The organism is Streptomyces sp. Tek67B01, assembly GCF_055231995.1.
On the sequence record NZ_JBUYUY010000002.1, the window covers coordinates 273,006 to 287,970 of the forward strand.

Below are 14,965 nucleotides of genomic sequence, written 5' to 3' on the forward strand. Positions count from 1 at the left end.
CGTCGATGATCCCGTTGTCCTTCGCCCAACGCCGGCTGTGGTTCCTCCACCGTCTGGAAGGCCCGACCGCGACCTACAACATCCCGTTCGTGCTGCGCTTGGACGGGCCGCTCGACACGGCGGCCCTGGCCGCGGCGGTGATGGACGTCGCCACCCGGCACGAGACCCTGCGCACCCGGGTCGTCGAGAACGCGGACGGCACGCCGGAGCAGCGCGTCCTGCCCGCCGAGGAGGCGGCCATCCCGTTCCGGGTGGTCGACGTGGCCCCGGACGCGCTGGACGCCGCGCTGCACGAGACGCTGAGCCAGGGGTTCGACCTGGACGCCGAACTCCCCCTGCGGACCACCGTCTTCCGCGTCTCCCCCGAGGAGCACGTGCTGGTGTTCGTGTTCCACCACATCGCGGCGGACGGGTCGTCGATGGGGCCGTTCGTCCGGGACCTTGTGTCGGCGTACACGGCCCGCCATGGCGGGAAGGCGCCGGAGTGGACGCCGCTGCCCGTCCAGTACAAGGACTACACGCTGTGGCAGCGGCAGCTGCTGGGCGAGGAAGGCGACCCCGAGAGCGTCGCCGCGAGCCAGCTGGCCTACTGGCGGCAGGAACTGACCGGCGTACCGCAGCCGGTGCGGTTGCCGCTGGACCGGCCGCGGCCGACCCTGGCGGACCACCGCGGCGGCCACGTCGAGTTCATGCTCCGGCCCGACCTGGTCGCCGGGCTCGGGAAGCTGGCCGCGGACCGCGGGGCCACGGTACCGATGGTGGCCCAAGCCGCGCTGGCGGTGCTGCTGAACAAGCTGGGCGGCGGGGAGGACCTGACGATCGGCAGCCCGATCGAAGGGCGCACCGACGAGGCCCTGGCCGATCTGATCGGTTTCTTCGTCAACACCTGGGTGCTGCGCGCCGACCTGTCGCGCAACCCCTCGTTCGGCGAGCTGGTGGAGCAGTCGCGGGACAGGGCGCTGGCCGCGTACGACAACCAGGACGTTCCCTTCGAGTGGCTGGTGGAGCTGCTCAATCCGGACCGTTCCACCTCGTACCAGCCGCTGTTCCAGGTGATGCTGGCCTGGCAGTTCGTCTGGTCGGAACTGGAAATGCCGGGTCTGCGGGTGACCCCCGTCCCGGTGGGCACCGACACCGCGAAGTTCGACCTGTTCTTCAACGTCGTCCCGGACGCGACCGGGCGCGCGCACGGCCGGCTCGAATACGCGGCGGAACTCTTCGACCACGCCACGGCCGTCGAGATCGTCGACCGGTTCGTGCGCATCCTGGAGCAGGTCGTCGCCGATCCGGGGGTGCGTCTCGGAGATGTCGGCGTGCTCGGGGCGGACGAGCAGAAGTGGTTGCTGGGCACGGCGAACGACACCGTCGAGCCGACGCTGGAGCCGGGTCTGGTGGAGACGGTGGCCCGGCGCGCACAGGCCACGCCGGAAGCCCTCGCCGTCATCGGCGAAGGGGAGTCGCTGACCTACGCGGAGCTGGAGGCGCGGTCGAACCGGCTGGCGCACTGGCTCGTCGACCGTGGCGTGCGCGAGGAGTCGCCGGTCGCGATCTGCCTGCCCCGGTCGGTCGATCTGGTGGTCGCGTTGTTGGCGGTGCAGAAGGCCGGTGGCGCCTACGTTCCGATCGACCCGGACCACCCGCGTTCGCGGATAGACCACATCCTTCAGGACGCGGCTCCGGTGCTGGTCCTCGATGCCGAAATGCCGGCCGGCGCGGAGCTGTCCGCGTATCCGGCCTCGGCGCCGGCCGTGGCCGTCCGGCCGGAGAACACCGCGTACGTCATCTACACCTCGGGTTCCACGGGCAAGCCGAAGGGCGTGGCGGTCCCGCACGGGGCGCTGGCGAACTTCCTGGCCACGATGGGCCGCCGGGTGCAGCTGTCGCCCTCGGACCGCTGGCTCGCGGTGACGACGGTCTCGTTCGACATCGCGGGTCTGGAGCTGTACCTGCCGCTGGTCTCCGGCGCGGCCGTCGTCCTCGCGGGCAAGGACACCGTCACCGATCCGTCGGCCCTGGTGGCCGCTATGCGCCGCCACCGGATCACCGTCGCGCAGGCCACCCCCGCGTTCTGGCAGATGCTGCTCATGCACGAGCCGAACGCCGCCAAGGGGCTGCGGGTCCTGGTCGGCGGCGAGGCGCTGCCCGCCAGGCTGGCCGAGACGCTGGCCGACCAGGCCGTCGAGGTGTCCAACATGTACGGCCCGACGGAGACGACGATCTGGTCGACCATGGCGCCCGTCGCGACCGGCGAGAGCGTGGCGATCGGATCGCCGATCGGCAACACCCGGGTGTACGTCCTGGACTCGCGGCTGAGCCCGGTCCCGCGCGGGGTACAGGGCGAGCTGTACCTCGCCGGCGACGGACTGGCCCGGGGCTACTTGGGCCGGTCCGGGCTGACCTCGGAGCGGTTCGTGGCCTGCCCGTTCGGTCCGACGGGTGCGCGGATGTACCGCACCGGGGACCTGGTGCGCTGGGGCCGGGACGGCCGCCTGGAGTACGTCGGGCGGACCGACTTCCAGGTCAAGGTCCGCGGTTTCCGCATCGAGCTGGGCGAGATCGAGCACGTACTGGCCTCCCACTCCGGTGTGGCGCAGGCCGTCGTCGTGGTGCGCGAGGACGAACAGGACGACAAGCGCATCGTCGGCTACGTGGTGCCCGAGCCGGACGCCGCGGTCTCCGACGCCGACGCCCAGGTGGACGAGTGGCGCCAGGTCTACGACGACAGCTACATCGAGTCCGAGGACGAGGCCCTGGGCGAGGACTTCGAGCTGTGGAAGTCCTCGTACGACGGCGAGCCCATACCGCTCGAACAGATGCGGGAGTGGCGAGACGCGGCGGTGGCGACGGCGCTGGAGACCTCGCCCCGGCGGGTGCTGGAGATCGGTGTCGGCTCGGGTCTGCTGATGGCGAAGATCGTCGGCGAGGTGGAGGAGTTCTGGGGCACCGACCTGTCCGCCCCGGTCGTGGACCGTGTCCGGGCCCAGGCCGAGCAGGCCGGCTTCGGCGACCGGGTCCACCTCAGCGCCCAGCCGGCCGACGACATCACCGGACTGCCCAAGGCCGCCTTCGACGTCGTGCTGATCAACTCGGTGATCCAGTACTTCCCGGGCGTGGACTACCTGGACCGGGTGCTGAGCCAGGCCCTGGAACTCGTCGCACCCGGCGGCCGGCTCATCGTCGGCGACGTCCGCAACGCCGCCACCGTGCGGATGCTGCTCACCGCGATGCAGCGGGCGGCGCATCCCCACGCGTCGTACGACGAACTGCGCACCCTGGTGGAAAAGGCGCTGCTCGCCGAGCGCGAACTGGTGGTCGCCCCCGAGTGGTTCACCGAATGGGCGGCGGACCGTCCCGTGGGCGTCGACATCCGCATCAAGGCGGCGCAGGCCCACAACGAGCTGAGCCGGCACCGCTACGAGGTCGTCCTGCACAAGGAGCCGGCCGACGTGCTCGACCTGGCCGCAGTGCCCACCGTGCCGTGGAGCGGGCAGGTCTCCGACCTCCTCGAACTGGGCCGTCACGTGGACCGGGCGGGCCCCACCCGGGTGACCGGGATGCCGAACGCTCGGCTGGTCGAGGAGGCCGCCCTGGCCGTCACGACCGGTGTCCTCGACCCGGCACCCCTGGCGGCCAGGCCGGCCGACCCCGAGGAACTGCGGCGGCTTGCGCTCGAGCACGGCTGGGAAGCGGTCATCACCTGGTCCGGTGAGGACGCGCGCTGCTTCGAACTGGTCCTGCTGCCCCGGCACCGGGCCGGGCGTCGGATCGTCACCGGCGGGTTCGTGCCCAGCGGTGCGGGCGGGCGGATCCGGGCGAACAACCCCGGCCTCGCCAAGGCCATCGGTCCGCTGCTCGCCGCACTGCCCGAGTACCTGAGCGGGCGGCTGCCGGACTACATGGTGCCCACCGCGATCGTGCCGCTCTCGGAGATCCCGCTGACCCCGAACGGGAAGCTCAACCGGCGGGTGCTGCCGCCGCCGGACTACGCGCAGGTGTCAACCGGCCGGGCCCCGCGCAACCAGCGCGAGCAGATGTTCTGCGAGCTGTTCGCCGAGGTGCTCGGCCTGACGAGTGTCGGCACCGACGACGACTACTTCGCCCTGGGCGGCGACAGCATCCGTTCGATCCAGGTCGTCGCCCGGGCCAAGACCCGCGGCGAAGAGGTCAGCGTCCGGGAGATCTTCGAGTACCGCACGGTCGCTCGGCTCGCCGAGCTGCTGGACGAGCGGGACGAGGAGACTTCGGCCCTGGCCGAGCTGCCCGGTGGCGGCACCGGCTGGGCCCCGCTGCCCCCGACGGCGGCACACGTCCTCGCGCTCGGCGGCGAACTCGACAGGTCCTGCACCTCCAGGGTGCTCACCCTGCCCGCGGGCATCGACCGTTCGGAGCTGGTCGCGGCGGTGCGGGCGGTGCTGGATCAGCACGACGCGCTGCGTGCCCGGCTCGACCGGGCGGAGCGGGGCCTGTGGATCGAGCCGTCCGACAGCGTGGACGCCGAGGCGCTGCTGCGCGAGGTCCGCCGCGCCGAGGCCGGCGACGACCCCGTGCGCGGCGAACTCGACGCCGCCGCCGGCCGCCTGGACCCGGAGGCGGGTGTCATGGCGCAGTTCGTGTGGCTCACCTCGGACTCGGATGCCGACCGGTTGCTGATCGTCGCGCACCGCCTGGTCATGGACCGCGTGTCATGGCGGATCCTGCTCCCGGACCTCGTCCGCGCCTGGCAGCAGGTACGGGACGGCAAGAACCCGGTGCCGGCCCGGGTGGGCACCTCGTTGCGCCGGTGGGCGCACGCCCTGGCCGACGAGGCGGCCGCTCCGCAGCGGACGGCCGAACTGCCCGTGTGGCAGCGGGCCCTGCGCGACGGCGAGCCCGGACTCGGAGCGCCGGAGCCGGAGGGGACGGGCGATGTCGCCGCCCCCGCGGACACAGTGCGGGTCCAAGTGCCGGCCGACGTCGCCCGGACCCTGCTCCACGCGCTGCCCGCGCTGTTCCGCGCCGGTGTCGACGACGCCCTGCTCACCGGACTGGCGCTGGCACTGGCCCGCCGGCGCGAGGTGCGCGGCCTGCCGGCGTCCTCGGCGCTGGTCCGGCTGGAGGCACAGGACCGGGACGAGCACGTGGTGCCCGGTGCCGACCTGTCCCGCACGATCGGCTCCCTCACCGCGGTCTTCCCGGCCCGGCTGGACCTGGCCGGCGTCGACCTGGCGGACGCGTTCGGCGGCGGAGCGGCCGCCGGCCTGGCACTCAAGGCCGTCAAGGAGCAGCTGCGGGCGGTGCCGGACAACGGCATCGGCTACGGCCTGCTGCGCCACCTCAACCCGGAGACCGCCGCCGAGCTCGCCGCCGACCGGGAACCACGGATCGGGTTCATCTACCACGGCGAGCCCCTTGGCGCGGACCTCCCCGAGGACCTGCGCGGCCTGGGATGGGAACTGGACGCGGAACACCGGGAACCGCTCTGCGGCCCGCACCGGCACCTGCCGGTGCGGGCCGGGCTGGAGATCGACGCGATCACCACCGTCACCCCGGACGGCGACGAGCTGGAAGCCGGCTTCCGCTTCCCGGCCGGTGTCCTGTCCCGCGACGAGGTGAGCGAACTGGCCGAGCTCTGGGTCCAGGCGCTGACCGGCCTGGCCCGGCACGCCGCGGCCCCCGGCGCCGGCGGCCTCACCCCGTCCGACGCGCCGCTGGTCGCGGTGCGCCAGGACGAGATCGACGGCTGGCAGGCCCGCTTCGGGCGGCTGGCCGAGGTGTGGCCGGTGACCCCGGCGCAGTCCGGGCTGCTGTTCCACGCGATGCTGGCCGGCACGGAGTTCGACGTCTACCACATGCAGTTGGTGTTCCACCTCGCCGGCGAGACCGACCCGGAGCGGATGCGCCGGGCCGGGCAGGCGCTGCTCGGCCGCTACACCAACCTGCGCGCGGCGTTCGTCAACTCGGCGGACGGCGACGTGGTGTCGGTGGTGCCGGAGGCGGTGGCGCTGCCGTGGCGGCACCTGGACCTGACCGCGCTCGACGAGGCGGAACGGGTGGAGACGTTCGAGCGGTTCCTCGTCGAGGACCGGGCCACCCACTTCGACGTGGGCACGCCGCCCCTGATCCGGCTGGCGCTGGTCGAGCTGGAGCCGGACCGCGCCGAACTGGTGCTGACCGCCCATCACGTGCTGTTCGACGGCTGGTCCACGCCCCTGCTGATGCGGGATCTGCTGCTGCTGTACGCGTCCGACGGGGACGCGTCCGGTATGCCCCCGGCCCGTGACTTCGGCGAGTTCCTGACCTGGCGCGCCCGTCACGATCACGAGGAGTCAGCCCGTGCCTGGGCGGCCGAGCTGGAAGGTGTGGAGGAACCCACCCTGCTCGTACCGCGTGCCACCACCCAGCACGACTCCGGTGGCGTCGGGAACCTCGACGTGGCGATAGGGGACATGAACGGGCTGCTGCGGCGGGCCGCGGAACTCGGCGTCACGGTGAACACCCTCGTGCAAGGTGCCTGGGGCGTGATGCTCGCGAACCTCACCGGGCGATCCGACATCGTGTTCGGCGCCACCGTGGCCGGTCGTCCGGCCGCCTTCATCGACGCCGACGACATGGTCGGCCTGTTCATCAACACCATTCCCGTCCGGGTGCGGTGCGAGTGGCGTAGCACCTTCGCCGAACTGCTCGCCGAGCTGCAGAACCGGCAGGTCGCGCTGCTGGATCACCACCACCACAGCCTGGTGGAGATCCAGCAGGCCACCGGCCTGAGCACCCTGTTCGACACCCTCGTGCTGTTCGAGTCCTTCCCGGTCGACCGGGAAGCCATCGTCGAGGCCAACTCCGAGGCCGGAGTGGCCATCACCGGGCTGCGCCCGTTCGCCGGCTCGCACTACCCGATCACGCTGGCCGCCGCCTCCGAACCGGAGGTGCAGTTCGCCCTCCAGTACCAGCAGGACCTGCTGGACGAGGACGCGGCCGTCGAGATCGTCGGCCGGTTCGTGCGCATCCTGGAGCAGGTGGTTGCCGATCCCGGTGTGCGGGTCGGAGACCTCGACGTGCTCGGGGCGGACGAGCAGAAGTGGTTGCTGGGCACGGCGAACGACACCCTCGAGCCGACGCTGGAGCCGGGTCTGGTCGAGACGGTGGCCCGGCAGGCACAGGCGACCCCGGAAGCCCTCGCCGTCATCGGCGAGGAGGAGTCGCTGACCTACGCGGAGCTGGAGGCGCGGGCCAACCGGCTGGCGCACTGGCTGGCCGACCGCGGTGTGCGGCCGGAGTCCGTTGTCGCCGTCTGCCTGCCCCGGTCGGTCGACCTGGTCGTCGCGCTGCTGGCGGTGCAGAAGGCCGGCGCCGCCTACATCCCGATCGACCCGGACCATCCCCGTTCGCGGATCGACTACATCCTTCAGGACGCGGCTCCGGTGCTGGTGCTGGACGCCGACGCGCTGGCCGGTGCTGACTGCTCCGCGTACCCGGACTCGGCGCCGACGCCGGCCGTGTCGCCGGAGAACACCGCGTACGTCATCTACACCTCCGGGTCGACCGGGAATCCGAAGGGCGTGGCCGTCCCGCGCGGCGCGCTGGCGAACTTCCTGGCGACCATGGGCCGCCGGGTGCCGCTGTCGCCCGCCGACCGGTGGCTCGCGGTGACGACGGTCTCGTTCGACATCGCGGGGCTGGAGCTGTACCTGCCGCTGGTCTCCGGCGCGGCCGTCGTCCTCGCGGGCAAGGACACCGTCGCCCAGCCGTCGGCCGTCATGGCCGCGATGCGCCGCCACCAGGTGACCGTCGTCCAGGCAACCCCCGCGTTCTGGCAGATGCTGCTCATGGACGAGCCCAACGGCGCGAAGGGTCTGCGGGTCCTGGTCGGTGGCGAGGCGCTGCCCGCGCAGCTGGCCGAAGCCCTGGCCGGCCAGGCCGCCGAAGTGTTCAACATGTACGGCCCGACCGAGACGACCATCTGGTCGACCACCGCGCCCGTCGAGCCCGGAGCCGGCCTCCCGCCGATCGGGTCGCCGATCGGCAACACCCGGGTGTACGTATTGGACTCGCGGCTGAGCCCGGTGCCGCGCGGGGTTCAGGGCGAGTTGTACATCGCCGGCGACGGACTGGCCCGGGGCTACTTCGGCCGGTCCGGGCTGACCTCGGAGCGGTTCGTGGCCTGCCCGTTCGGTCCGACGGGTGCGCGGATGTACCGCACCGGGGACCTGGTGCGCTGGGGCCGGGACGGCCGCCTGGAGTACGTCGGGCGGACCGACTTCCAGGTCAAGGTCCGCGGTTTCCGCATCGAGCTGGGCGAGATCGAACACGTACTCGCCTCGCACTCCGGTGTGGCGCAGGCCGTCGTCGTGGTGCGCGAGGACCAGCAGGACGACAAGCGCATCGTCGGCTACGTGGTGCCCGAGCCGGATGTCGCGCCGGCCGAAGCCGATGCCCAGGTCGACGAGTGGCAGCAGGTCTACGACGACAGCTACACGGAGTCCAAGGACCAGGCGTGGGGTGAGGACTTCCAGCTGTGGAGGTCGACCTACGACGGGGTACCCATCCCGCTGGAGCAGATGCGGGAGTGGCGCGACACGGCGGTGGCGCTGGCGCTGGAGACCTCGCCCCGGCGGGTGCTGGAGATCGGTGTCGGCTCGGGTCTGCTGATGGCGAAGATCGTCGGCGAGGTGGAGGAGTTCTGGGGCACCGACCTGTCCGCCCCGGTCGTGGACCGTGTCCGGGCCCAGGCCGAGCAGGCCGGCTTCGGCGACCGGGTCCACCTCGGCGCCCAGCCGGCCGACGACATCACCGGACTGCCCAAGGCCGCCTTCGACGTCGTGCTGATCAACTCGGTGATCCAGTACTTCCCGGGTGTGGACTACCTGGACCGGGTGCTGAGCCAGGCCCTGGAGCTCGTCGCACCCGGCGGCCGGCTGATCGTCGGTGACGTCCGTAACGCCACGACGCTGCGGGTGCTGCTGACCGCGGTGCAGCGCACCGCGCAGCCGGGCGCGTCGCCCGAGGAACTGCGCACCCTGGTGGAGAAGGCGCTGCTCGCCGAGCGCGAACTGGTGGTCGCCCCCGAGTGGTTCACCGAATGGGCGGCGGACCAGCCCGTCGGCGTCGACGTCCGGCTGAAGCCCGGGACCGCGCACAACGAGCTGAGCCGGCACCGCTACGAGGTCGTCCTGCACAAGGAGCCGGCCGACGTGCTCGACCTGGCCGCGGTGCCGGCGGTCGCATGGGGCCGTGAGGTCGCCGACCTCGCCGACCTGCGCCGCCGCCTCGACCGCGCCGGCGACAGCCCGCTGCGGCTGACCGGGATACCCAACGCCCGGCTGGTCGACGAGGTCACCGCCGCCACCACGGCGGGCGTGCTGAGTTCGGCCGTCCCGTCGGGCAGGCCCGTCGACCCGGAGGAACTGCTGCTCTGGGCGAAGCGCCAAGGCCGTGAAGTGGTCCTCACCCTGTCGGGCGAGGTCGTCCACGCCTTCGACGCGGTGGTGCTGCCCGAGCGGCGGACCGTCATCGGCGCGTTCGTGCCCAGCGGCGCGGCCGGACGGACCCGGGCCAACAACCCCGGCCTGTCCCGGACGATCGGCCCGCTGCTCGCCGAGCTGCCCGAGTACCTGCGCGGGCGGCTGCCCGAGTACATGGTGCCGGCGACGGTGGTCCCGCTCTCGGAGATCCCGCTGACCCCGAACGGCAAGCTCAACCGGCGGGTGTTGCCGCCGCCCGACTACGCGCAGGTGTCGACCGGCCGGGCCCCGCGCAACCCGCGTGAGGAGACCTTCTGCGCGCTGTTCGCGGAGGTGCTCGGCCTTCAAAAGGTCGGCATCGACGACGACTTCTTCGCCTTCGGCGGGCATTCGCTGCTGGCCACCCGGCTGATCAGCCGAGCCCGCGCGGAGCTGGGCATCGAAGTACCTGTCAGAAAGATCTTCGACTTGCCGACACCGGCCGCGCTCGCGGCGTGGTCGCAGGAATCGGCCGCCCCACGCCGTCCTGGTCTGCGCAAGATGATCGTAGAGGAGCAAGAAGCATGATCCCGCTGTCATTTGCGCAACGCCGTATGTGGCTCCTGCAGCAGCTGGAGGAGGCGCCCGAGACCTACAACATGACGGCGGCGTTCCGGCTGACCGGGTCCCTGGACATCGACGCCCTCCAGGCGGCGCTCGGCGACGTGATCGAGCGTCACGAGATCCTGCGCACCGTCTACCTGACGGACGCCGAGGGCGAGCCGTTTCAGAAGATCCTGAAGGCGGCGGACGCGGCACCCGGGCTGCCGGTGATCGATGTGGCGCCCGACGCGGTGTCCGGCGCGATCGACGAGGCCATCTCGCACGGGTTCGACCTGGCGGCCGAGATCCCGCTGCGAGCGACCATCTTCCGTTGCTCGCCCCAGGAACACGTACTGGCCTTGGTCATCCACCACATCGCCATGGACGGCAGTTCGGGCGCGCCGCTGGCGCGGGACCTGGCCGACGCCTACACCGCCCGCCTGGGCGGCCGGGCGCCGCGGTGGGAGCCGCTGCCCGTCCAGTACAAGGACTACACGCTGTGGCAGCGCGAAGTGCTCGGGGAGCCGACGGACCCGGGTAGCCTCGCCGCCGGGCAGGTCGAGTACTGGCGCTCCGAGCTGGCCGGGGTGCCGCAGCCGCTGAGCCTGCCGCTGGACCGCCCGAGGCCCGCGGAGGCGGACCCGCACGGCGACACGGTCGACCTCGTCGTGGAACCGGGGGTGGCGGCCAGGCTGGAAAAACTGGCCACCTCGCGCGGTATGACCATGTCGATGGTCCTGCAGGCCGCGCTCGCGGTGCTGCTGCGCAAGCTCGGCGGCGGGGACGACGTGACGATCGGCAGCCCGATCGCCGGCCGGACCGACGAGGCGCTCAACGACCTGGTCGGCTTCTTCGTCAATACTCTGGTGCTGCGGGTCGACCTGGCCGGCGACCCGTCGTTCACCGACCTGCTCGCGCAGGTCCGCAACAAGGCGCTGGCGGCCTACGAGCACCAGGACGTGCCGTTCGAGCTGCTGGTCGAGGCGCTGAACCCCGAACGCTCCACGGCCTACCAGCCACTGTTCCAGGTGATGTTCGCCTGGCAGAACTACGAGAAGCGGGACCTCGCACTCCCCGGCCTCGACGTGAAGTTCGAGCAGGCCATCACCGAGACCGTGAAGTTCGACCTGTTCTTCAGCATCGCCACCGACGACACGGGCGCGCTGCGCGGCGACATCCAATACTCGACCCAGTTGTTCGACCGGGACACGGCCGAGGCCATCGCCGCCCGGTTCGTACGGGTCTTGGAGCAGGTGGTCGCCGACCCGGGCGTCTGCGTCGGGGACGTCGACGTGGTGGGTGCCGGGGAGCGCGACCGGCTGCTGGGCGATCTGAACGACACCGCCGAGCCGGTCCAGGACGCGGGGGTCGTGCAGGCGGTCGCCCGGCACGCCGAGGCCACCCCGGCGGCCCTCGCCGTGGTGTGCGGCGACGAGTCGCTGACGTACGCGGAGCTGGAGGCGCGGTCGAACCGGCTGGCGCACTGGCTCGTCGACCGTGGCGTGCGCGAGGAGTCGCTGGTCGCCGTGCGCCTGCCCCGGTCGGTGGACCTGGTGGTCGCGTTGTTGGCGGTGCAGAAGGCCGGTGGCGCCTACGTTCCGATCGACCCGGACCACCCGCGTTCGCGGATAGACCACATCCTTCAGGACGCGGCTCCGGTGCTGGTCCTCGATGCCGAAATGCCGGCCGGCGCGGAGCTGTCCGCGTATCCGGCTTCGCCGCCGGCCGTGGCCGTCCGGCCGGAGAACACCGCGTACGTCATCTACACCTCGGGTTCCACGGGCAAGCCGAAGGGCGTGGCGGTCCCGCACGGGGCGCTGGCGAACTTCCTGGCCACGATGGGCCGCCGGTTCCCGCTGTCGGCCGCCGACCGGCTGCTCGCGGTGACGACGGTCTCGTTCGACATCGCGGGTCTGGAGCTGTACCTGCCGCTGATCTCCGGTGCGTCCGTGGTCCTGGCGGGCAAGGACGTCGTATCCGAGCCGTCGGCCGTTGTCGAGGTGCTGCGCCGCCACGAGGTAACCGCGGTGCAGGCCACGCCCGCGTTCTGGCAGATGTTGGTGATGCACGAGCCGAACGCCGCCAAGGGGCTGCGGGTCCTGGTCGGCGGCGAGGCGCTGCCCGTCAGGCTGGCCGAGACGCTGGCCGACCAGGCCGTCGAGGTGTCCAACATGTACGGCCCGACCGAGACGACCATCTGGTCGACCATGGCGCCCGTGAAGGTGGGCGAGGGCGTGCCGCCGATCGGGTCGCCGATCGGCAACACCCGGGTGTACGTACTGGACTCGCGGCTGAGCCCGGTGCCGCGCGGGGTTCAGGGCGAGTTGTACATCGCCGGCGACGGACTGGCCCGGGGGTACCAGGGGCGGTCCGGGCTGACCTCGGAGCGGTTCGTGGCCTGCCCGTTCGGTCCGACGGGTGCGCGGATGTACCGCACCGGGGACCTGGTGCGCTGGGGCCGGGACGGTGGGCTGGAGTACGTCGGCCGGTCCGACTTCCAGGTCAAGGTCCGCGGTTTCCGCATCGAGCTGGGCGAGATCGAGCACGTACTGGCCTCCCACTCCGGTGTGGCGCAGGCGGTGGTCGTGGTGCGCGAGGACCAGCAGGACAAGCGCATCGTCGGCTACGTGGTGCCCGAGCCGCACGCCGCGGCGGCCGACGCGGGCGCCCAGGTGGACGAGTGGCGCCAGGTCTACGACGACAGCTACATCGAGTCCGAGGACGCGGCGCTCGGCGAGGACTTCGAGCTGTGGAGGTCGACCTACGACGGTGAGCCGATCCCGCTGGAGCAGATGCGGGAGTGGCAGGACGCGGCGGTGGCGCAGGTGCTGCGGCACTCCCCCCGGCGGGTGCTGGAGATCGGTGTCGGCTCGGGTCTGCTGATGGCGAAGATCGTCGGCGAGGTGGAGGAGTTCTGGGGCACCGACCTGTCCGCCCCGGTCGTGGACCGCGTCCGAGCCCAGGCCGAGCAGGCCGGCTTCGGCGACCGGGTCCACCTCAGCGCCCAGCCGGCCGACGACATCACCGGACTGCCCAAGGGCGCCTTCGACACCGTTCTGCTGAACTCGGTGATCCAGTACTTCCCGGGTGTGGACTACCTGGACCGGGTGCTGAGCCAGGCCCTGGAGCTCGTCGCACCCGGCGGCCGGCTGATCGTCGGTGACGTCCGCAACGCCACGACGCTGCGGGTGCTGCTGACCGCGGTGCAGCGCACCGCGCAGCCGGGCGCGTCGCCCGAGGAACTGCGCACCCTGGTGGAGAAGGCGCTGCTCGCCGAGCGCGAACTGGTGGTCGCCCCCGAGTGGTTCACCGACTGGGCGCGCGAGCACACCGGCGGTGCGGTGGACATCCGGCTCAAGACCGGGACCGCGCACAACGAGCTGACCCGGCACCGCTACGAGGTCGTCCTGCACAAGGAGCCGGCAGACGTGTTCGACCTGGCCGCAGCGCCGGCGGTCGCATGGGGCCGTGAGGTCGCCGACCTCGCCGACCTCCAGCGCCACGTCGAGCGGGCGGGCGGCCCGGTGCGGGTGACCGGGATACCCAACGCCCGGCTGGCCGAGGAGGCCGCCGCAGCCGTCGCCGCGGACCTGCTTCCCCAGGCGTCCCTGGCCGGCAGGCCGGTCGACCCGCGGGAAGTGCTCCAGTGGGCGGCCGAGCACGGCAGGGAGGCGGTCCTCACCCTGTCGGGTGAGGTCGTCCACGCCTTCGAGGCGGTGGTGCTGCCCGAGCGGCGGACCGTCATCGGCGCGTTCGTGCCCAGCGGCGTGGCCGGGCGGACCCGGGCCAACAACCCCGGCCTGTCCCGGACGATCGGCCCGCTGCTAGCCGAGCTGACCGAGTACCTGCGCGGGCGGCTGCCGGACTACATGGTGCCCAACGCGGTGGTCCCGCTCTCGGAGATCCCGCTGACCCCGAACGGCAAGCTCAACCGGCGGGCGCTGCCATCCGACCACGCGAGCACCACGGGCAGCCGGGAACCGCGCAACCCCCACGAGCAGGCGCTGTGCGCCATCTTCGCCGAGCTGCTCGGCCTGTCGAGCGTCGGTATCGATGACGACTTCTTCGCGCTCGGCGGCCACTCGCTGCTGGCCACCCGGCTCAGCGCCCGCATCCGCGGCCACTTCGACATCGACGTGCCGCTCCGGACGATCATCCAGTACCCCACCGTGGGCCAGCTGGCCGCGCTGATGCTCGCCAACAGCATTCCCGAGGAGCACGCCGACCCGTTCGCGGTCGTGCTGCCGCTGAACAGCGGGACGGGCAAGCCGCCGCTCTGGTTCTTCCACACGGGGGGCGGGCTGAGCTGGGCGTACTTCAGCTTCCTGCCGTTCCTGGAGGACTGGGCGGTCTACGCCCTGCAAGCCCGGGGCTGCGGCGGCTCGGGGGCGCTGCCGGCGTCCATGGAGGAGATGGTCGACGACTACATCGACGAGATGCTCAAGACCCAGCCGGAGGGGCCCTTCTACCTGATCGGCTGGTCCTACGGCGGCACTCTCGGGCACGCCGTCGCGGCGGGGCTCGAACAGCGCGGTCGCGAGGTCGCCTTCCTGGCGATCCTGGACTCCGAGCCGGCGAACGAGTTCAAGATCCTGGCCGGTCGGAGCCGGTCGGACTACCGGGTGGAGCTGGAGGAGTTCTTCAGCCAGTACATGAACACCGGCAACCAGGAGCAGTTCCTCGACTCCATGGCGCGGGTGCTGGCCAACAACATGACCCTCATGTCGCAGTACGAGTCGCCGGTCTTCGGCGGCGACGTGCTCTATTTCAACGCGGAGTTGAAGCCCGAGGGGTCGTGGTCGCACCTGTGGCGGCCGTACGTGCGTGGTGTCATCGAGGTGCACGACATCCGTGCCACTCACTACGACATGTACATGCCTGAGCCGGCTGCCGAAGTCTTCGAGGTCATCAACCGCAAGCTGGCGAAGTACCTGAAAGAGGTGTAG

2 protein-coding genes are annotated in these 14,965 nt (G+C 71.8%); both read left to right on the top strand.

The genetic code is table 11. The annotated features are described in order from the left end of the window. Positions 1-5: 5 nt before the first annotated feature. Positions 6-10,004 carry an amino acid adenylation domain-containing protein gene (locus ACV7NM_RS34720; protein WP_463414396.1) on the top strand — a complete coding sequence of 3,333 codons (9,999 nt, stop codon included), beginning with the start codon at positions 6-8 and terminating at the stop codon, positions 10,002-10,004. Further along, a complete protein-coding gene (locus ACV7NM_RS34725) occupies positions 10,001-14,965 on the top strand; it encodes a non-ribosomal peptide synthetase (RefSeq protein WP_463414397.1) in 4,965 nt (1,654 codons plus the stop codon). The genes ACV7NM_RS34720 and ACV7NM_RS34725 overlap by 4 nt, the downstream gene beginning before the upstream one ends.

Coding starts and splice junctions, on each gene's coding strand:
- ACV7NM_RS34720 (WP_463414396.1), top strand. CDS start 6: ATGATCCCGTTGTCCTTCGCCCAACGCCGGCTGTGGTTCCTCCACCGT.
- ACV7NM_RS34725 (WP_463414397.1), top strand. CDS start 10,001: ATGATCCCGCTGTCATTTGCGCAACGCCGTATGTGGCTCCTGCAGCAG.